Source organism: Pseudomonas sp. HR96, assembly GCF_034059295.1.
In the GTDB taxonomy this organism is placed as follows: Bacteria; Pseudomonadota; Gammaproteobacteria; order Pseudomonadales; family Pseudomonadaceae; genus Aquipseudomonas.
Genome location: NZ_CP139141.1, coordinates 1,966,424 through 1,987,464, shown reverse-complemented (window position 1 = coordinate 1,987,464; position 21,041 = coordinate 1,966,424). Strand labels below are relative to the sequence as shown.

12 protein-coding genes are annotated in these 21,041 nt (G+C 67.6%); 6 read left to right on the top strand and 6 right to left on the bottom strand.

Annotated elements, in window-relative coordinates:
* Positions 1 to 118: 118 nt before the first annotated feature.
* Positions 119 to 4,468 (top strand): dermonecrotic toxin domain-containing protein, encoded by a 4,350-nt coding sequence (locus SFA35_RS09265; protein WP_320577522.1) that lies wholly within the window; start codon positions 119 to 121, stop codon positions 4,466 to 4,468.
* Here the strand turns inward: SFA35_RS09265 and SFA35_RS09260 are convergent.
* Positions 4,458 to 4,646, bottom strand: a complete 189-nt coding sequence (locus tag SFA35_RS09260) for a hypothetical protein (protein ID WP_320577520.1) — start codon at positions 4,644 to 4,646, stop codon at positions 4,458 to 4,460. The two genes, SFA35_RS09265 and SFA35_RS09260, sit on opposite strands and share 11 nt — an antisense overlap.
* Before the next feature lie 151 nt (positions 4,647 to 4,797).
* On the opposite strand from SFA35_RS09260, the gene SFA35_RS09255 reads away from it, so the two are divergent.
* The gene (locus SFA35_RS09255) at positions 4,798 to 4,992 is read left to right on the top strand and encodes a hypothetical protein (RefSeq protein WP_320579247.1); all 195 of its coding nucleotides are present in this window, start codon (positions 4,798 to 4,800) and stop codon (positions 4,990 to 4,992) included.
* A 303-nt stretch (positions 4,993 to 5,295) separates the two neighbouring features.
* Entirely contained in the window at positions 5,296 to 5,673 is a 378-nt protein-coding gene (locus tag SFA35_RS09250) for a transcriptional regulator (RefSeq protein WP_320577518.1), read from the top strand.
* Between the two features lie 42 nt (positions 5,674 to 5,715).
* On the opposite strand, the gene SFA35_RS09245 is transcribed toward SFA35_RS09250, so the two are convergent.
* Genes SFA35_RS09245 through SFA35_RS09235 form a run of 3 tightly spaced genes read right to left on the bottom strand, consistent with a single transcriptional unit; the run spans position 5,716 to position 11,864 of the window.
* The gene (locus SFA35_RS09245) at positions 5,716 to 9,414 is read right to left on the bottom strand and encodes a translocation/assembly module TamB domain-containing protein (protein WP_320578934.1); all 3,699 of its coding nucleotides are present in this window, start codon (positions 9,412 to 9,414) and stop codon (positions 5,716 to 5,718) included.
* Positions 9,415 to 9,422: 8 nt separating this feature from the next.
* Entirely contained in the window at positions 9,423 to 11,153 is a 1,731-nt protein-coding gene (locus SFA35_RS09240; protein WP_320577515.1) for an autotransporter assembly complex family protein, read from the bottom strand.
* Positions 11,154 to 11,213: 60 nt separating this feature from the next.
* On the bottom strand, positions 11,214 to 11,864 hold the full coding sequence (locus tag SFA35_RS09235; protein ID WP_320577513.1) for a GNAT family N-acetyltransferase: 651 nt from the start codon (positions 11,862 to 11,864) through the stop codon (positions 11,214 to 11,216).
* Positions 11,865 to 12,040: 176 nt separating this feature from the next.
* Between SFA35_RS09235 and xthA the strand changes: the two genes are divergently transcribed.
* Positions 12,041 to 12,859, top strand: coding sequence for an exodeoxyribonuclease III (gene xthA, locus SFA35_RS09230; protein ID WP_320577511.1), 819 nt, complete (start codon positions 12,041 to 12,043; stop codon positions 12,857 to 12,859).
* Between the two features lie 45 nt (positions 12,860 to 12,904).
* Positions 12,905 to 14,221 carry a phosphate ABC transporter substrate-binding/OmpA family protein gene (locus SFA35_RS09225; protein ID WP_320577510.1) on the top strand — a complete coding sequence of 439 codons (1,317 nt, stop codon included), beginning with the start codon at positions 12,905 to 12,907 and terminating at the stop codon, positions 14,219 to 14,221.
* A 15-nt stretch (positions 14,222 to 14,236) separates the two neighbouring features.
* Here SFA35_RS09225 and SFA35_RS09220 read toward each other — a convergent pair whose 3' ends face one another.
* Complete coding sequence (locus SFA35_RS09220; RefSeq protein ID WP_320577509.1) at positions 14,237 to 15,445, bottom strand: acyl-CoA dehydrogenase; 1,209 nt, start codon at positions 15,443 to 15,445, stop codon at positions 14,237 to 14,239.
* Positions 15,446 to 15,601: 156 nt separating this feature from the next.
* Between SFA35_RS09220 and SFA35_RS09215 the strand changes: the two genes are divergently transcribed.
* On the top strand, positions 15,602 to 16,540 hold the full coding sequence (locus tag SFA35_RS09215; RefSeq protein ID WP_320577507.1) for a LysR family transcriptional regulator: 939 nt from the start codon (positions 15,602 to 15,604) through the stop codon (positions 16,538 to 16,540).
* Here SFA35_RS09215 and SFA35_RS09210 read toward each other — a convergent pair.
* The gene (locus tag SFA35_RS09210; RefSeq protein ID WP_320577504.1) at positions 16,537 to 20,976 is read right to left on the bottom strand and encodes a dermonecrotic toxin domain-containing protein; all 4,440 of its coding nucleotides are present in this window, start codon (positions 20,974 to 20,976) and stop codon (positions 16,537 to 16,539) included. The genes SFA35_RS09215 and SFA35_RS09210 overlap by 4 nt on opposite strands.
* Positions 20,977 to 21,041 lie beyond the last annotated feature (65 nt).

Genomic DNA, 21,041 nt, shown 5'->3' with positions numbered 1-21,041 from the left:
TCCAGGGGCATTGGCGCCCTGTCGGGAAAAACATCCTTGTTAGCAGTTGCCTGGCGCCGACGTCAACGGGCCAGCCTCAGCGTTATGTAACACCGGCTGTCCGCAACCCCGAGCAATAGTGCCGTCCTCGCCCTTCGTCGGTGAAGGGCATGCCACCGAGGAGCCGGCCATGCCGACCGAACACTTCCAGAACCAATACTTCCTGAGCCAGGCGCTGCGCGCCGATTTCCTGCGCGATGTGCAGGACGCCGCCCTCACCACGGCACAGCGCCAGCCCCTGCTCGCCTGGGCCGATGCCGCTGGCAGCGCAGGCGCCTTCAGCGTGCATCACCTGCAACCGGCCGACGGCCATGCCCTGCCCTGTTCACTCTCGGGCGCGATTGTGCTGCGCGACCTGCAAAGCAGCGCCAGCACGATCTACCTGCACAGCAGCTGGGCCGGGCTGGAGCCCTTCGACGACATGCCCGCCCTGACCCATGTGCTCGACGATCGCCTGGGCCAGCCGGGCACCGACTGGGTCCAGGTGCCCGCTGGCGCCGAGTGTTTCGAGGAGCGCATGCAACGCATCTTCGTCGACCGCCTGCAACGCCTGGAGGAGTTCTGGCAGGACTGGGAGGGCTTGCCCAAAGCGCAGTCGAGCGACTCGGTGGCCGTAGCCGAACAAGCCCTCGGTGACTACTGGGCGGCGGCCTCGGGAAAGGCCAGCAGCCGCCGCCAGCGGTTGGCCGCCGTGCTGGAAGAGGCCTACCAGCACACGCTGATCGAGGCGGCGCATGAACGTTTGATCCGTCGCGACGAAGCCCGGTGGTTGCAGCAGGCACCGCTGGTCGATGCACAAAAAGCTTCGCTGTATGTAGAGGGCGGCGAGCCGATCAAGCTGGCCGGCGCCTTCGTCCTGCATGACCATGAGCGCCCGAACGCCGCCTGGTTCCTGTACCTGCCCGAAGAAGGCTTGCATCACTGCGCTGACGAGGCGGCCGTGCTGAATACCCTCACCGGGCTCGCCAACCTCGGCGACTACCTTTCGCTCGACGACCACGCGAGGCTGCGCGAGATGCCCAGGCCGCTGCTGCGCCTGGACCCGCCGAGCCACGAACTGTTTCTGGACCGCGCCAACTCAGTGATCGGCCTGCAGCGCCGCAACCTGGCCTTCAGCCTCGGCGGGGCTGGCGCGGCGGCCGACCTGGCCGCCGTCGTCGACGTGCGCAGCCTGATCGACCCGACTCTGCTGCGGTTCAGCCCAGCGCCGCCACCTGCACTGCCGTCTGCCAACCCGGCGCTGGCCCTGCCGGAACAGGCACAGGCCCTGCAGCGCCGCCTGCACGCCATCGATGCGCGGCTGCCGGACCCCCGTGGCTGCGCCGCGCGCCTGCTCGACCGCGGCCTGGCCTGCATGGGCTGGAACACGCTGACTGCCACCGGGGTAACCGTCAATGCCGATGGCGTGAGTGGCAGCCTGGCGGATCTGCTGCTGCACCGGCTCACCGCCAAGGCCTCCCTCGAGAACCTCAGCAGCAGCGTCAAGGTGCCGACAGCGCTGCTGCGGGCTCTGCTGCAGACCTGTGCACCGCGCGTGCAACCTGCCTGGCGCCGCCTGCTGCAGCGCACCCAGGAGGACAACCTGGCGCTGCTGGCCGACCTGCGGGTGCAGGCCCTGAACCTCGCGTTGCAGCAGCAGCGCCTGCTGGGCCGCCTCGACTCGCAGCCGCCGGGGTGGCCCGAGCAAGCCCAGCAGCAGCCGCTTCGCTTCGCCCAGGAGCTGCAAAAACGCGAGAACCTGCGCGTTGTCGAGCAGGCGCAAGCCGCCTGGGCCCTGGCCATGGCGCTGCAGTTGGCGCCCGCGCCGTTCGACCAACTGCTGCGCTCGGCCTGCGCGAACACGGCTCTGGACGAGCGCCTGGACCAACAGATCAGCGAGTTGCGCGCCGCCCGCCTGGAACAGGTCCTGCCCGCCTGGTTGAAGCAGGCGAGCGCGAACGAGCGCCTTGAGTACGCCGCCGCACTCAAGGCGCTGGATCACCTGGAGGCCAGCCGCGAGGATTACCGCTTCGGCATCGCACCACTGCACGAATACGCCCGCAGCCGCATCGCCGAACGCCTGGCCCGAGTGCAGCCGGACAACCCCCCGGACCCCGACCAGGTACTGATCGAACTGCCGACCTACACGCCTGCAGTGCCCTGGCTGTTCAGCCATGAAGGCCTGGTACCGGAAAGCATTCCGGCGGCCAGCAGCGTGCAGCGCGACAGCCTGACCGCCTACGCCATCAGTCACTTCTCGCGCAGCCAGACGGCTGTGCTGCGCGCGCGCATGGCCGATGGCAGCCCCGCCCCGAGCTGGATGACCCCACCGGCCCTGCACCAACTGGTCGACCGGCTGGACATCGGCGGTCGCTACCGCCAGCTTCTGGCGGAAAAACTCAGCAGCCAGGACCCGGACTTCCAGCGCCGCCGCGCGCTGTTCGGCGAGCACTCCCACGCCCAGCTGCGGGTCGCGGCGCTGCAGGCGCGCCTGGCGGGGGAGCTGGACGCCACCGCCTATGCCTACGTGCAGGCCGTGCTGGACATGCCCGATGGCGTGGCCCGCCAGCCGGTGCTTGGGCAAGCGGTGACATTTCGGCCGCTGAGCCTGGTGCCCGGGCCTGGCCGCAGCAGCGACCGCGTCGCCGGGTTGTGCCTGATCGGCCCACAGGAGCCGAACAAGGGCCCGCTGGTGCTCTACGCCAGCGCCGGCGCCGGCTTTGTCTTCAAACAGTTCGCCGACGCCGCCGACCTGCTGCGCCAGGCGCAAACCGCCGGGCCGCTGCAGGAACTGATCGTGCAGCAGGTGGCCGACGACGTGCGCAGCCGCTACGCCCATGGTGGCCTGCGCGAAGTGCACCTGCCCACCGACGCCGCCGACCCGTTCGACATCCCTCTGCCCTCCGGGCCGCCCACCCTGGACCCCACACCCTGGACCGGCAACGCCTGGCACCTGCTGTTCGACGATCGCGTGCAGCTGCTGCACCGGTTGGCGAAAACCCAGACCGTCAGCAACGCAGAAGCTCATTGGCAGTCGTTCCAGTTCCTGATGGGCCTGGGGATCGAACAGGTCGGCTTCCTTGCCGAAGGCCGCCTGGCGCAACTGCTGAGCCTGTGGGCCGGGATCGCCCAGCTCGATTCGGCAGCCGAGGCCACCCGCCGCCACCAGTGGGGCAACGCCCTGGGCCGGCTGGCCTACGCGCTGGTGCTGCTGGCGCCGCTGACCGCCAGCACCGGGCAAGCGCCGTCGACGTCAGCGGCGCACGTGGCCCAGGACTCGCTGCAGGCCGACGAGCTGCGCGAGTTCGAAACCGATCAGGCGCTGGAGCAGATGCTCTACCAGCCGGCGACCGGCCTCTATCAAGCCCGGCATGGGCTTGAATACGCGGCAGTAGCCGGCAAGGTCTACCCGGTGTGGCTGGCCAACGGGCGCTGGCGCATCGGCAGCCAGGCGCACCCCGGGCCTTGGCTGGAGACGGTCGGCGACGGCCAGTGGCAGCTTGAACGGCTGTGGGACCTGCGCTACGGCGGTGCCCTGACCAAACGAGCACGCCCGGCCACACCCAGCTCGTCCATCGCGCAATTGCTCAGGGTACGGGCCGTTGGCATGCGGGATATCCGCCGCTTCTCCAGGGACAAGGCGCGGCGCATCGGCCAGGCCCACGCCTACGCCAAAAGCCGCCTGATCACCGCCTTGGACAACCTCAATGTGCAGGACCCGTCACAGGCGCTGGGAGCGCGACCAAAACAGGTGATCGCCGACTTCTTCGGGGTCGCGCAGCCGTCGCCGCAACTGCTGGACAAGGTCAAGCGTGCGATTGGCCAGATCTTTATCGAAATGATCGATCCGAGCCTTGCCCCGGGCACTTCACAGCGCTTCGTCTACGGCGAAAATATCGCCAGGACCGGCGAACGGATGATGGGCATGATCTCCCAGGGCGATCCGGCACGGCGCATCTTCGTCACCGAGCTGTTCTTCGACCTGCCCTCTCGCCTGCGCTATCACAGCACGCGCCTGCTGCGCCCCTTCGACCTGCCATCGCATGTGCGCGCGGCGACCCTGCTCCACGAGGTGTCGCACCTGACCAACGACTGCGAGGACATTGCCTACATCGAGCCCGGCGCACCCTATCTGGACCTGGTGGCCAGCAACGACCCGATTGATCCCAGTTTCAGGGACGAGCTGCGCGAACTGGCCGATCGACTGTCGGTGAACACCCCGGATACCGAGTTGTTCATGCGTCGTGATCGCGGCTATTGGGTGTCGCTGGACCTGATCGACCCACCGGCGGCGCAGCGTGTGCTTGCTGAAACCGGCGGGGTGGATCTGGCCGATGCGCGACGGATCTTCTACGCCGACGCGCAAAAACGTGCAGCGGTGATCCTCGCCAACGCCGATTCGGTGACCATGCTGATCATGCTGCTGGGGCGCCCCGAACCTACGGTTTGACCTTGCGGCGCATGATGCCGTTGATGAAGACGACGACGATGGCCACACCGATGGCGATGTACTTGAAGGTCTCTTCGCTCAGCTGACCCTGGCGCTGCAGCCAGGTCAGCCCGAACATGATCAGCAGGACCACCAGGGACATGAGGATGGAATATTTGAGTCGTTGCTTCTGGGTCATTGAGAGTTCCTGATTACTCTGTATCGGCTTTGTATCCCCTGCCACACCAAGCACTTACGCGACAGGCGCAATGGTCGGGGCAGGAAAGGGTCTCATATTACAGTGCCAGCTCCGCTTAGGGAGCAGGCACTTTCAACATGAGGACTTGCTGATGCTTCGTCGAATCACATTGCTGATTCCCTTGATTCTGACCCTCAGCCTGAGCGGCTGCTGGCTGTTCTTCCCGCCCGGGGGTGGCGGTGGCGGCCATGGCGGCGGCGGGGGTGGAGGCGGCGGCTACCATGGTGGCGGCGGCGGGGGTGGTGGTGGCGGCGGCGGTGGTCCCGGCCCTGGCTTTCGCGGCTGATACCAACGCTTGACCCGCTGACCCTGGTCGACCCGCTGCGGTGCGGTTGGCCAGGACTGCACCTTGACCCACCCTTTGCACCCTTGCTTGGGCCTCGCAACGAGCCAACGCGGCCTGCAGGCTGATCATAAAGAAATTTCCTACATCCGCCTTACACAAATCCTACGTCCCTTGTCCGGTTAACTGACCCCTCCACGCCCCTTTTGACGGCTGGCGGCGGTCTGCCGCAGCACCGGAGAATGATCGGGCGGCGTCGGCCCCTGCCGGCGCCATCAGCGCAATCATTCCTACAAGGAAGCAGACATGGACGTTCACGATCTCAAGCAGATAGACATCAGCCAACTCCCCGCCTCGCTACAGGCCCTGATCGACTGCATCGGCCTGGAATGCGCCTATCACATGACCTGCCGCTACGGCGGACGCCCCAAGTACATCCCCAAGCACGCCCGGCGCACCTCGCTGGCGCTGATACTGCCGCCCGACGCCCTGGCCCGGTTGATCCAGCGCTATGCTGGCGCGGCATTGGAGATTCCCAAGGTGGATCATTTCGAGCGCCAGCTGCGCAACCTGCAGATCAAGCAGGCCACCGAACAGGGCTGCTCACGCAGCATCCTCGCCGACCGCTACGGCCTGAGCCTGCGCCAGATCGGCAACATCCGCCGCCAGGCCCTGAGCGCCTGAACCCTGCGGCAGAGCCTGCTCTGCCGCCGTCCCTCGCCCTTCTCAGAAGTCACGCTTGTAGAAGATGTCCAGAGAGCTGGCGACCCCACTGGCCGCCTCGACATACACCTTTTTGCTCAGCAGGTAGCGCAGCGCAATGGTGTTGGCCGGCTCGAAGACCCCGACCCCGTAGCGCAGGATCAGCTTGTCGGTGAGGTTGCCGCTGGCGACCACGCTGGTGGTGTTGCCGCTGCCCTGGGTGTCAAGCTGGAAATCCTTGATGCCCAGGTCGCTGGCCAGCTTGCCGGCGGTCGAGGAGCTGCCGGCCAGCCCCAAGGCCAGGGCCGCCTGGGCGAGCATGTTGTTGTCCTCGCCGCTGGTGCTCAAGGGCCGCCCCAGAACCAGGTATGACAAGGCCTCCTGCTGATCCATCGCCGGTTCGGCGAACACCGTGCTGGTGGGCTCCTCGGCGCTGCCGCTGAGGCGGATACCGGCGATGACGTCGTCGACCTGGCGAATCGCCTCGATGTCCAGATAGGGCTGGTCGATGGGCCCGGCGAACAGCAGCCGCGCCCGGCGAATGGTCAGGCGCTGGCCATAGGCCCGGTAGCGACCGTCGTTGAGGTTCAGCTCGCCGCGGGTGTCGAGGTTGTCGCCGATGTGCACGCGCCCGGCCAGGTTGGCGGTCAGGCCGAAACCGTTGAACGACAGCTTGTCCTCGCCCACCACCACGTCGATATCCATGGCGATGGCCATGGGCTTCTCGGCAGCAGGCGCCTGGGCGCCGACGATCACGGTGTCGTCGGACAGCTTCACCGTCGTGGGCGGCAACTGGCGCACGGTGATCGCGCCCTTGGGTACACTGACCTTTCCAGACACCGCCAGGCGGTTGTCCGCCAGTTCGATCTTCAGGTCAGGCTGTGCCTCCAGGGTCGCGTAGGGTTCCACCGTGACCGGCAGGCGCGTGCCTTTGAGCCACAGCTGCGCCGCCAGCCCCCTGGCCCAGTCGACCTGGCCCCCAAGGCTGCCCTGGCCGCTGTCGCCGGCCTTCCAGCCGCCGTCCAGCTGCAGGTGTTCCCCGCTGATGGCGGCGTTGATGCGCAGGTCCTGCAAAGGCGTCGGCAGATCGCCACCGGAGAGTTCGGCGCCACTCAAGGTCAGGGTGCCGTTGACCTGAGGCGCCAGCAGGGTGCCGGCGAGCTGGCCATGGCCATCGAGGTGGCCGGCAAGTTTCTCGACCTGAGGTACGAAGGGCCGCGCCACCGAGATATCCAGCCCGGACAGGTTGAACTCACCGGAGATCGGCTTGCCGTTGGCCAGCGGGTTGATCCGCGTGCTCACGCGCAGGTTGCCCAGCTTGCCGCCGGCGAAGATCAGCTCGGTGTCGACCCGTTGCGGGCTTAGCTGGCTGGTCAGGTTGAGCGCCTGGTAGGGAAAGTCCAGCCATTGGCGCTGATCGCGGATGCGCAGGCTGCCGCCGCTGGCGTCGACCACGATGCGGCCCTTGGGCCCGGACGCCGGCAGGTCGACGGCGAGGTCGGCGTTGAGGCTGCCCTGCCAGGCCAGGTCGCGCGGCAGCCACGGCCGCAGGCTGTCCAGCGGGAAGTCCTTGAGGTGATAGCGCAGGCGCGGCTCCGGCGCCAGGCGCTGGTCTTCGCCGCACAGGCTGGCCGGGCCGGAGCGCCAGCAATGCGCGCCAAAGTTGATCGTGCCGTTGGCCAGCCGCTCCAGCCGGGCAGGCGCCTGCAGCTGCCAGTTCTGCCCGCCGCTCTGCACCTGGCCGCTGACCAGGCGGCCGCGCCAATCGTTCTGCGCCAAGCCGCCGTCCAGCGCCAGCGCCAGTTTCAGCAGCGGCCCTTGCAGGCCCAATTGCAGCGCCTGCTGGCGCAGGTCGCCGCCGCCTTTGGCGGTCAGAGTGCCCAGGTCGGTGTCACCGCTGTGCAGGCCGGTCGCCGTGAGGTCGAGACTGCCATGCTGACGCGCGTCGACCGCGGCGCTCAAGGTCAGGGTTTGCAGACGAGCAGTGGACATCGCCAGTTGCTGGCCCCGCAGTTGCAACTGCCCTTGCGGTGCTTGCAGGCTGCCGGCGGCATCCCACTGGCCCTTGAGCTGGCCTTGCAGGCCCGGCCAGAGCTGGCCGAGGCGCGGCAGATCGATGTCCAGGTGCGCCGCGAGCTTCTGTTCCAGGCGGCCTGTACCCTGTATTCGGTTGTCGCCCAGGCGCGCTTGCAGGGCGCTGACCTCCCAGCGTTGCCCGGTGCCCTTGACTTGCGCCTGCAGCAGCGCCGGCTGGCCGCGCAGGCGGCCCTTGATATCGGCGCCGAGGTCGAGGTCCAGTTGGCCATCGTGCAGCTGGCCGGTGCTGTTCAGGGTTCCGCCAAGGTTGCCTGGCAACTCGGCGAGCCAGTACGCAGGATCGATATTGGCCAATTCCAGCGCGGTGTCCCATTTGATCGCGTCGGCGAACTGCAAGGCCAGGCGCCCACTGGCCTTGCCCTTGCCGGCGGTGACTTCCAGCTGTGGCAGGAACAGCTGCTGCAGGTTGCCGCTGAACGGCGTCAGCACGCTGAAGGCGCCGGCCGGCCCGTCCAGATCGCCGTTGAGGTTGCCCAGGTAATTGCCGTCGCGGTAGTCGATCTCGGCATCGAAGCGGCGCAGCTTGACCGGCACCGGTTGCGGCTGCGGGTACAGCCGCTCCCAGGGAAAATCCTGCCAATGCAGTTTGGCATTGGCAAGCAGGCCCTGCTGCCAGTCGATCAGGCCGCTGAGTTCCAGGCGCTGGTCATCGGCGGCCAGCAATTGCAGGGCGTCGATGCGCGCCTTCTGGGCGTCGGCCCGGCCGTGCAGCGCCAGGCTGATGGGTCCCTTGTGCTGCAGGCTGACCTGGGCCGGCAACTGCGCCGTGCCATCGATGCGGTAGCCCTGCAGCAGGTCGCCGTTGGCGTCCAGCACCAATTGCTCGAGGGTCAGGGTGTCGGGCAGACCGGCGCTGGCCTTGAAGGCATCGGCGCTGATCCGCAGCTGGGCCGGCAGATGTTCGGCCAGGGCCTGCACCTGGCCTACCAACTTGCCATCAAGGTAGCCACTGCTCTGCCCGCTCAATTGCAGCGCGCCCTGCAGCGGGCCCTGGGCTTGCAAGGCCAGTTGCCAGGAGCGGCCATCGACCGCGGGCAGCTGCAACTGCGCCGACGCTTGCAACGGCCAGTCGCCATTGGGCTGCAGCGTGCCGCTGAGGTCCAGTTGCAGGTCGCCGTGTTGCACATGGGCGCTGTCGATCCGCAGTTCGCTGCCGCGCCAGTGCGCCGCCAGCCGGGCGTTCTCCAGCAGCTGGCTGCCGTCGAGCCACAGGCTGCCCAGTTGCAGCTCGCCCAGCTCGATGGCCACAGGCAGCTTGAGCGCCGGCAGGCGAGTGGGTTCAGTACCGGCCGGGGCAGCGGAGGCCGGAAAGCTCAGCTCCACCTTGTCAGCGTGCAGGCGCTCGATGCACAGGGCTCCGCGCAACAGGCAAGCCGGGGTCCAGGCCAACGCTGGCGCCTGCACCTGGACGCGATCGGCGCCCTGCTGCCAGGTCAACCGGGTCGCGCTCCAGCTGCCGGCCAGTTGGCCGCTGAACTGCTCGACCTGCACGCCTGGCACCCGTGCCAGCAGCCAACGGCTGCCGCTTTCGCTGGTGAGTGTCAGGTACACCGCGAGCACCGCCAGCAGTAACAGGGCGAGCAGGCTGGCGCCGGCGATGGCGGTCCATTTCAAGGTACGGCGCACAGCCTGGTTCACAGTTCAGGTCCCATGGAAAAATGCAGGCGGATGCCGCCGTCGTCGTCCAGCGGGTGGGCCAGGTCGACGCGAATCGGCCCGACCGGTGAGACCCAGCGAATGCCGACGCCGACCCCGGTCTTGAGGCTGGGCAGTTCAAGGTTGTTGAACGAATTGCCCTGGTCGACGAAAGTCGCGATGCGCCACTTCTCGGCGATCGAGTACTGGTATTCGACACTGCCGGCGACCATGTAGCGGCCGCCGATGCGGTCGCCGTCGGAGTTCTCCGGTGACAGGCTCTGGTAGGCATAGCCGCGCACGCTCTGATCGCCACCGGCGAAGAAGCGCAGTGACGGCGGGATCGACTTGTAGCCGTTGGTGACACTGCCGCCCAGTTGCAGGCGGCCGAGCAGGCGGTGGTTGTCGGCGACGGTGGTGAGGCCCTTGAGCAGGACGTTGCCGTGCACCAGGTTGGTGTCCGAGAGCAGGCCTTGCTTGGCCACCTGGGCGTCGAACTGCAGCCGGTAGCCGTTGTGCGGGTCGACCTTGTTGTCACTTTTCAGGTAGCCGTAGCTGATACCGGGCATCAGCAGGGTGCTCAGGCCGGAATCGTCGCCCAGGCGGTACTCCTCGCGCTGGGCCTTGAGCGAGATCACCCGCTCCCAGCCGCTGGGCAGCTTGCTGTGCCATTCCGGGCCGACCGTGAGCAGCTTGCTGAGGGCGTCGGTGTTGGCAATCTCTTCGTACTGATAGCCGCCGGCCCAGCGCAGCTTGTCGGTCAGCGGCGGGTCCAGCGGGGTGTCGTACCACAGCCCGATATTCTGCCGCGGGGACGACACCTCGGCCTCGGCGCCGTAGCTGTCGCCGGCCGAGTTGACCCAGTGGCGGGTCCAGTTGGCCTTCAGGCGCGGGCCGACGTCGGTCGAATAGCCGACCCCCAGGCCCATGGTGCGCGGTTTGCGTGTGGTCAGGTTGACCTGCACCGGGATGACCTTCTGCGCCGTCGCTGCGGTGGGTGAGGCGTCGACCCGCACGCCTTCGAAGTAGCCGCTCGACTGCAGCGCCTGGTTCAGCTCGTTGACCAAGTCGGAGTCGTAGGGCGCGCCTTCCTTGAACGGCACCATGCGTTGCAGCAGTTCATGGTCGAAGGGCGTATCGCCGGCGAACTGCACCGCGCCGAGGGTGTAGCGCGGGCCACTCTGGTAGACCAGCTCGATGTCGGCGACGTTGGCCGCCGGGTCGACGCTCAGGCGCTGGGCGGTGAAGTGACCGCTGAAAAAACCGTAGCGCGAGGCCTGGTTGAGGATCAGGCGCTTGGCGTCGTCGTACAGGCCGTGGTTCAGCGGCATGCCCGGCCGCAGGGCCTTGACGTCGGGCAGGCGAAAGCCCTTGAGCTCGGCCAGGCCGCCTTCGACCCGCAGCGTCACATGGCGCAGGCGCACCGGCTCGCCCGGTTGCACGGTGAGGATCAGGGTCGGGTTGCTGCCCGGCTGCACGCTGGCGTCGATCTGCGCCTGGTAGAAGCCCAGGGCCTGAGCGGCCTTTTTCGCCTGCTCGGTGGCGGCCCGGCGCGAGCGGCGCAGGGCCCGCTCGTCGCGCTCGGCGACGCTGCCGATGTAGCCTTCGATGTTGGCCTTGAGCGCCGGGTCGGCCGGCTGCACACGCACGTCGAGCAGCCCCTGGGCCTGCGCGCCTATGCTTGCGACCAGCAGCACCAGGCCGCTGGTAATGGGAACTGAAAATCTCATAGGCGCGGATGCTAACACGCAGATTTGTAAAAGGTGTTTCTCCCGCGCCTGTCGCCCAGGCTAGCCTTCGGCGACCATGCGTTCGACCAGTTGCGGGCTGGGGTGCATGAACACATGTTCGAGCACCGGGCCCACGGCGATCTCGCCGATCTGCTGGTAGCCGTTACGCTCATAGAAATCCAGGTAGTGCGGGTTGCCGGTGTCCAGCACCACGCCTTCGGAGTGCGGGTCTTCGGCGCACCAGTCATGGACTGCGGCCAGCAGTTGCCCGGCAAAATGCGCGCCTTCGAAATCGGTGTGCAGGCCGAGCATCGGCAGTACGTGCACGGCATCGGTGGGCACACAGGCCATCACCGCGTCATGGTATTCCAGGTAACGGCGAGTGCAGTCCAGGCCCGTGTCGATGACCATGCGCATGCGCCAGGCCCAACTTTCAGTGACGCCCAGGCGGCGCTGAGGCGGCGCGATCAGCGCCACGCCCACCAGGCGATCGTCGAGCAGCAGGCCCAGGGCCGGCAGGTCCTGCAGGAAGTGCTGCTTGACGCGTTGGCGCACAGTGGCCAGCACCCGCTGCTCGTAGCCTTCACGCTCGGCTTCGAACACCCAGGCGAAGGTCGAGTCGTGGCGATAGGTCTGAAACAACAGGGCGCGGATCTCTCGCGAATAGCCGCTATCGAGGGTGCGAATGTCAGCAGTGGCTTGGCCAGACATGGTGAAACTCCTTGAACGAGGTGCCAGCGGTGCGCTGCATGCCCAGTAATGGAGGGCGGTGCGCGCCGGCAGTTCCTTCCCGTGGCGGCTTCAGGGGCCGCAGCACGCCGGCAAACAGGCTGGCGATGGCGAGGCTGCTCCGTTAGCATCGCGCTTTTGTTCAGGATTGCCGCCTCATGAAGATCGTCTCATTCAACATCAACGGTCTGCGCGCGCGCCCTCACCAACTCGCCGCGCTGATCGACAAGCACCGCCCCGACGTCATCGGCCTGCAGGAAACCAAGGTCTCTGACGAGCAGTTTCCGCGCGCCGAAGTCGAAGCCCTGGGCTATCACGTGCACTTTCATGGGCAGAAAGGCCACTACGGTGTCGCCCTGCTCTCCCTCAAGCCGCCACTGAGCCTGCACAAGGGCTTTGCCAGCGACGATGAAGAAGCGCAGAAGCGCTTCATTCGCGGCACCTACGAAGACGCCGACGGCATGCCGGTGACCATCATGAACGGCTACTTCCCGCAAGGTGAAAGCCGCGACCACCCGACCAAGTTCCCGGCCAAGCAGCGCTTCTACAGCGACCTGCAGGCGCTGCTGGAAAGCGAGTATCGCAAGGACCAGCCGTTGATCGTGATGGGCGACATCAACATCTCGCCGCAGGACAGCGACATCGGCATCGGTGCCGACAACGCCAAGCGCTGGCTGAAGACCGGCAAGTGCAGCTTCCTGCCCGAGGAGCGCGAATGGCTGGCGCGCCTGAAGGACTGGGGCCTGGTCGACAGCTTTCGCCACCTGTACCCGGAAGTGGTCGATCAATTCAGCTGGTTCGACTACCGCAGCCGCGGCTTCGAGGACGCGCCCAAGCGCGGCCTGCGCATCGACCTGATCATGGCCTCCGAGGGGCTGCTGCCGCGGGTCAAGGCTGGCGGCGTCGACTATGAGCTGCGCGGGATGGAAAAACCGTCTGACCATGCGCCAATCTGGCTTGAGCTGTCATCCAGCTGACATCAGGCTGTCTTAATCTGCGGGCACTTTGCCAGGGTGCCCGCCATGCAATTCCCCGCTTTTGCCCTCGCGCTGCTGCTCGCGCCTTTGCTGGCCCTGCCTGCCAGCGCCGCCCCGGTGCTGCGCATCCAGGGTTCCAATACCATCGGTGCCGAACTGGGGCCGGCGCTGGTGCGCGCGCTGCTGCAACAGCAAGGCGCCACGAATATCAGCACCCGGCCGGGCACCCTGGCCAATGAAGTACACATCAACGGTGATGACGCCCGCGGCCAGCCGCTGGACGTCGACCTCGCGGCCCACGGCTCAAGCACCGGCTTTGCCGCGCTGAAGATCGGCGACGCCGATCTGGCAGCCTCCTCGCGGCCGATCAACGAACGGGAAGTGAAGAATCTGCAATCGCTGGGCGACCTGAAAAGCAGCGAAGCCGAGCAGGTGATCGCCATCGACGGCGTGGCGGTGATCGTGCATCCCGACAACCCGATCCGCCAGCTGAGCACCGCGCAACTGGCGCAGTTGTTCAGCGGCGAGCTGACCTCCTGGGACAGCCTGGGCGGCAAGGGCCCGGTGCATCTGTATGCCCGCGACGATCAGTCCGGCACCTGGGAAACCTTCCGCGAGCTGGTCCTGGCCCCCCGCGGCAAGGCGCTGTGGGCCAGCGCGCGGCGCCTGGAGTCCAGCGAACAGTTGTCCGACGAAGTCAGCCACGACCCCCAGGCCATCGGCTTCATCGGCCTGCCCTACGTGCGCCAGGCCCGCGCCCTGGCCATCGCCGACGGTGCCGGACAACCGATGCTGCCAACTCGCAGCCTGATCGCCACCGAGGACTACCCGCTGTCGCGGCGCCTGTTCTTCTATCTGCCGCCCGAGCGCAGCAATCCCTGGGCCCAGGCGCTGGTGCGCTTTACCCAGAGCGAGCAGGGCCAGGCGATCGTCGCCCAGGCCGGGTTCATCGCGCAGACGGTGCAGGCGATCGATGTGGCCGCGACGCCACGCATGCCCGCGACCTACCGCGACCTCGCGCGCCAGGCCCAGCGCCTGTCGGTCAACTTTCGCTTCGCCGAGGGCAGCGCCACCCTGGACAACAAGGCGCGCGCCGACCTGCAACGGGTGATCGGCTACCTGGCCCGGCACAACAAGCTCAAGAGCCAGGTCACCCTGGTCGGCTTCGGCGACGAAAAGGATGACCCCGAGCGCGCCCGCCTGCTCTCGCGCCTGCGCGCCATGGCGGTACGCCGCGAGCTGGTTCGACAGGGCGTGGTGCTGCGCGACGTGCAGGGCCTGGGCAGCGAGATGCCGGTGGCGGGCAACGATCTGGACGAGGGCAGGATCAAGAACCGGCGGGTGGAGGTCTGGGTGTATTGACCGCCGGCCCCACATTTACTGGGCCATATACTTACCCAACTCGAACTTGCCGATCGCCGCGCGGTGCACCTCGTCAGGGCCGTCGGCCAGGCGCAGGGTACGCTGCATGGCGTACATGTAGGCCAGCGGGAAATCGTTGCTGACGCCGGCGCCACCGTGCATCTGGATGGCGCGGTCGATCACCCGCAGGGCAACGTTGGGCGCCACCACCTTGATCTGGGCGATCTCGCTGCGGGCCACCTTGTTGCCCACGGTGTCCATCATGTAGGCCGCCTTCAGGGTCAGCAGCCGGGCCATGTCGATCTCCATGCGCGAGTCGGCGATCCTGTCGACATTGCCACCCAGACGCGCCAGCGGCTTGCCGAACGCGGTGCGCTGCAGGGCGCGCTGGCACATCAGTTCGAGGGCGCGCTCGGCCATGCCGATCGAGCGCATGCAGTGGTGGATGCGCCCTGGTCCCAGCCGGCCCTGGGCAATCTCGAAGCCGCGCCCGGCGCCCAGCAGCACGTTGTCATAGGGCACCCGCACGTTCTCGAACAGCACTTCGGCGTGACCGTGCGGCGCGTCGTCGTAGCCGAACACCGGCAGCGGCCGGACCACCTTGACCCCGGGCGTGTCGATCGGCACCAGGATCATCGAATGCTGCTGATGGCGCGGCGCATCCGGGTCGCTCAGGCCCATGAAGATGAGGATCCGGCAGCGCGGGTCGCAGGCCCCGGAGGTCCACCATTTGCGTCCATCGATGACCCACTGGTCGCCGTCGCGCACGGCCCGGGCAGCCATGTTGGTGGCATCGGAGGAAGCCACGTCCGGCTCGGTCATGGCGAACGCCGAGCGGATCTCGCCACGCAGCAGGGGCTCGAGCCACTGTTGCTTCTGCGCCTCGCTGGCATAGCGCACCAGCACCTCCATGTTGCCGGTGTCGGGGGCCGAGCAGTTGAACGGCTCCGGCCCCAGCAGCGAGCGGCCCATGATCTCGGCCAGCGGGGCGTACTCCAGGTTGCTCAGCCCGGCGCCCAGCTGCGAGTCGGGCAGAAACAGGTTCCACAGGCCGGCATCGCGAGCGCGCTGCTTGAGTTCTTCCATGACGGCGGTGGGCTGCCAGCGATCGCCCTCGGCAACCTGGCGCTCGAAGATCGCCTCCGCCGGATAGACATGGGCGTCCATGAACGCAGTGACGCGCTCGCGCAGTTCCTGGACCTTGGGCGAATAGGCGAAATCCATCGGTGGCTACCTTTCTGAGTCTTTTCAGCGGCCATATCGGCCATCGTTCGGACACAGCCTAGACCTGCCGCCTTGGATTTATCTAACCTATTCTCAACGTGTATGAACATTCATAACTCATATAGAACCCCTGAATCAGCCGCTGCGGAACTCGCCATGAACCTGAGCAAGGTCGACCTCAACCTGTTCATCGTCTTCGATGCCATCTACACCGAAGCCAACCTGACCCGCGCCGGGCAGATCGTCGGCATCACCCAGCCGGCGGTGTCCAACGCCCTGTCGCGGCTGCGCGAAACCTTCAACGACCCGCTGTTCGTGCGCACCGCTCAAGGCATGGTGCCGACCCCCATGGCGCAGAACATCATCGGCCCGGTGCGCAGCGCGCTGGCGCTGCTGCGTGTGTCGGTGCAGGAAAGCCGCATCTTCAACCCGCTGCAGGCCGGCAAGACCTTTCGCATCAGCATGACCGACCTTACCGAGGCGGTCATTCTGCCGCCGCTGTTCCAGCGCCTGCGCCGCCTGGCGCCCAAGGTGGTGATCGAGAGCTTCCTCAGCAAGCGCCGCGAAACCACCATGGACCTGGCCGCCGGGCGCCTGGATTTTGCCGTCGACGCGCCGCTCAACACTGACCCGCAGGTGCGCCACGTCAAGCTGATGGAAGATCGCTACGTCTGCGCCATGCGCGCCGGTCACCCGCTGTTCAAGGACGCGCTGAGCCTGGACGAGTACCTGGGCCTGACCCACATCCACATCTCCAGCCGGCGCGGCGGCCTTGGCCACATCGACCTGGCCCTGGGCAAGCTGGGCCTGCAGCGGCGTATCGCGCTGCGCTCGCAGCATTATCTGATGGCCTCACAGGTGCTGCAGCAGACCGACATGGTGATGACCGTGCCCGAGCGCTTCGCCCGGCGCAACGCGCTGTCCTACGTGGCCCTGCCGGTGCACGACGTGCCGGCGGTGGAGACCCACCTGTTCTGGCACGAAAGCACCGACCAGGACCCGGCCAACCGCTGGATGCGCGAGCAGATGATCGAGCTGTGCCAGGCGGTGACCGCCGACGAGAACCGCCGCGCCAGCGACCCGTCCCCCCGTTAGTCGGCAGCGGCGAACAAGGAAACGTGGGGCTCCAGCAGCTGTTCGCGCCAGATCGGCGTCACGCTCTGCCCGCTCTGTTCCTGCAGCATCTGCGAGGTGCGCCCCTGCTTGCGCTGGGCCACGGTCTTGAGGTGCGCCCGGCTGTAGTCGGCAAAGCCGCCCTCGGCCCGCGGATAGTGAAAGTGTGCGTACCAGATCGGTTGCCGGCTGGCCGTGTCGAGCACCACATACTCCTGCAGGTAATCGACGATGCGCCCGCGTGCATTGCGCAACCCGATGCGCGGACCGACCCGTTGGATCTGCGCCTGCTGGTGCTCGATCAAGTAGCTCAAGCGGCTGCCGGTGGGCAGCGCGCGTTTGGTCTGGCTCAGGCGGATGCGCCGGCCTTCTCCCAGCAGGTGCTCGGCGCGCTCCTGCAACTGCCGCACCAGCGCCTCGGTGGACTGGCTGGCGAAACGCTGCAACTGGCGGGCGTAGGTGCGCAGCTGCTCGGCGTGGCTGTCGAGCATATGCTGCAGGTCGCGAGGCTCGTGCACATGCGCGCTCTCGGCCAGACGCTCGACCCGACGCACCAGCCCCGGCAGATCGTCCAGGGCCGTGCGCGCGCCGTCGATCAACCCGGGCAGGTCTGCGGCGCTGAAGGTGGTCGCTGCGCCAGCGCCATGGAGCACTTGCCAGCGCCCCGAAGGGCTCTGGCTGAAGGTGTCGATGACCTGTCCCGACACCGGGTCGGCGATGTCGATCAGCTGTGCGCCGTCGTCGCCGCGCCGCGCGCGGCCCACCAGCAGGCTGTCGTCGACCGTTTCGAACAGCCGCTTGCTACTGGCCTTGCCCGGGCGGCTGGCGGCCTTGTTCGCGCTCATGCGGGTCAGGCTGTTCTCAAGGGTCGCCAACTCTTCACCGATGGCGGCCATCAGCTCGCTGTTCAGCCCTTGCAGCTCCAACCAGTAAGCGCGGTGAAAATCCCCCGCCGCCGTCTCGAGCAGATGCATCTGGTTGGCTTCGAACCGGCGCAACTGACGCAAGATGTCCTCCAGCAGGCGATGGCGCTCGTTGAGCGATACCACGACCAGCCCCGACTTCAGCTCGCGATAGGCGATGGACGCGCGAATGAACGCCTTGCGCAGCGGCATGTAGACTTCCATGACCAGCCGCGAGGCGGGACTGTTGCCGATATGCGCATCCATGATCACGGTGCTCAGAACGCCCATGTGCGCGGTCTGGTAGTCCAGCGCCGTCGCCGACTCAGCCAGCAGCGCGTCCAGTCTGCCCAGCTGCGGCTGGGCATGGCGCTGGCTGCGCAACGTAGCGACCCAGGCCTCGAAGGCTTGGCGATTGTCCAAGGCGGCCCGCGACGCCTGATGCACCTGCTCGATGGCCTGATACAGCCGCCGTTGTGCCGCCCGCGCCTGGCTGGCGGGCAGCTCGACGTCGGGGATCTGCGCGCGCATGCGCTCGACCGCATCGCTCAGCTCGTTGCCCAGATGGATGCGCATGACCCGCGCCTGGACGATGACGTTGTCCACTGCTGCGCCAAAGCTGTGGGCGAACTGCGCGCTGGCCCGCGCGTTGCCCACCGCCGCCAACGATTTATCGACCAGCTGCTGATAGAAGCGCAGCGCCGCCTGGCGTGCGCCCACCAGCTCGGCCAGCGCCGATGCCGACTGCCGCGCGCCGGCGAGCTGCTGGCGGGCGCGCTCCAGGCGGGTGACGATACTGTCCTGCAAGGCCAGATGGCGAGTGAGCTCGGCGTGCAGGCGGCTGGCCCGGGCCGCTTCGGTTTCGGCGCCCAGCAGCCGGCGCCGCAGCCAGCCGGCCAGCCCCAACCAACCCTCCTCGGCCATGCGCCCCAGCGCTGCACCGCCACCAGCGCCGCCGGGCACCAGCTGGCCATGGAGCGCGCCGTAGGTGGTCCACTGGCCGCCGTCATCCAGGGCCAGGGCCTGCCGGTAGCCCTTGTGCGAGGTCGCCGCCAGACGCCACAAGGCCCGGCCTTCATCCCATTGCACGCGACAGGTTCGGCCGTCCTGGAAGATGAAATCGCCGTCGGCATGGCGGTAGATGCCGCGGTAACGGCCCAGCGTGCCCGGCGCCAGCCCCTTGAGGTTGACCGTGCTTTCATACCCGTGAAAACGTGACAGCGCCGGTTGGTCGGCGCGCTGCACGGCGGCTACGTTGTGCCGTTGCTGGCGCAGTCGCGCGCGCAAACGCGCCCGCAGCGGGCGCCCGGCGACCACCCCTGGCGCCACGTCCATGCCGGCATCGATGACGCTCAGCAGCAGCGACTCGATATGGTCCAGACCCTCGCCCGGACGGCCTGCGAGAAACGCCGCGACGGCGGCATTGGCGCTGTTCCAGCCGTCATGCACGCTGACCGCCACGCCCACGAAGGGCACCAGGCCCAGGGCGATCCTGACGTAGTCGAACACCGCGCCGTGCTGAACGGCCGCCTCTTGCAGATACGATTGGGCCTGCGAGCGCGAGGTCGAGCGGTGGCTGCGCAGCAGTCGGCCCATATGGACATTGGCCTGGTGCTGAGCCAGCGAGGTGGTCGCCGGCCAGGCCGGGCCGGGTTTGATGAAGTTGGCGAAGTTGTTGCGCTGCGCCTCACGCAGATAGCCGGCATGGGCCGTCGGCTCGCCCTCCACCGGGCGACCTGCCAGGTAGTCCAGGTGTCGGCTGTTCACGGCCATCTGCGCCAGGCCCTGGCAGGCCGCGTCGAGCGTGGCGTACTGGATGAAATCGCGGCCGTCGGGCGCATCCGGTTGATACAGCACCGTTACCCCGGACTGGCGCTCCTGCAGCAGCATGACACCCGCCAGGCCAACGCTGTCCTGGTCCAGCCCGGCCCATGAACCGGAGCTGAGCGTGGCCGTGCACATCGTCAGCTGCCAGCCGTCCGGTTGCCAGTCAGCGGGGGTCTGGCCGTGCAGCGCGCAGTGCACCATCTGCCAGCCCTGCTCCTCTATCAGCCCGCGCGCCAGGGCACTGGACGCCTGCCACTGCAGGCGGTGCAGCCAGGGTGCGGCGATGCAGGCGCGCCGCTTGCGCGCGGCCTCGGTATCTTCCCCAGGCATGGCCAGAAATGCATTGACCAAGGCATCTTCATAAGCCTGGGCGACGTCCAGCTGCTCGACGGTGGCTACCAGCCAGGCTTTGTCGATGCCCTTGTTCAGTGCCTGGCGGGTGGCATCGTCGCTGGCTTCGACCGACAGCTGCAAATAGTCCAGACGCAGCTTCATGGCATCGTCCACGCCTTCCAGGGCGAACTGATCGAGGCTCAGGCGCTCGCGCTCGGTGCTCGGCCGCGGTAACCGCCGCACTGGCACCCCGGGCGCCCCGGAACCGGCGATGGGCTGCTTGTCGAAGGTGACCTCGCGGGGCAGGTCCAGCTCCACCTGCCAAACGCCAACGGCGTCAAAGGCCTCGATGAGGCGGCCATCGATCAAGCGCCGCACCAGCTGCGCGCGCGCGGGCAGGTCGCGTTGCAGCAGCGCCTCGCTCTCGCGTTGCGCCTTGACATAGGCGCTCAGGGTTTCCCCCATGGCGGCACGGTCGACCAGCGGCAGCTGCCACCACCAGCTCGGCACGGCTTCGGCCAGCAGACCGCTGCGCACTTCTTCCAGGGTCTGCGCCAAGGCGCGGGTGCGCGCCGGCTGCAGGCCGACGGCAAAGTCTTCGCCGGCCTCCAGGCGCAGGCGCTCCAAAGACTCCTGGCGGCTGGGGGCGTCGTCGTACCAGCGCTCGCCACGCTGGATTGCCGAGGCGCGCGCCTGCACCTCCTGCCACTGCGCGCGCACGCTGTTGGCGAAATGGTTGGCCGCCAGCGGCAACAGCAGCAACTCGGCATCGCCGTGCTGCAACGCCTCGCGCAAGGCGGCGCCGGCGTCGAACACCTGCAGGCCGCCGCTGCTGCCGGGCCAATACAACAAGGCCGGGGCATCTGCCTGGCTCGATGACAACACCAGCACGCCCTGCAGGTACTCGCGCCTGCCGTCGCGGCTGTGCGCCACCTGGTAGACCTGGTCATGTTCGCGCAAGGTACCCGCGACCCAGGCCTCGACCCGGCTCAGCGCGGTGCTGTCCAGCAGGCCCAGGGCGGCCTGCATCCGCGCCTCCGCCAGCAGGCCCTGGCCGCGCGCTGCAACCAGGCTGTCGAACGCCGGATGGCCGACCCCGACGATCTGCCACAGTGTGGGCAGCGCCAACAACTGCCGCGCGGCCGCCCGAGCCGCAACATCGGCGGCACGCAGCTGCCGTTGCGCGGTACGCAGGTGGTCGATTGACGTCGGGTCGCGGTCGAGCAACGCCTGCAGTAAGGCCCGCTGACGACTCAGCGCGGCCTCGCGCCAATGCGCTTCGAGGTCCATGGACAGGCTGCCGAACAGCAGGTGATAGGCAGGGTTGCGGGCATCGCCGGGCGAGTGGGCGTTCATCGGGGTCACTTCCATGTCGAGCGCGCAACGGCGCAGAGGCCGCTATTGCAGCGCTCATCGGTGCC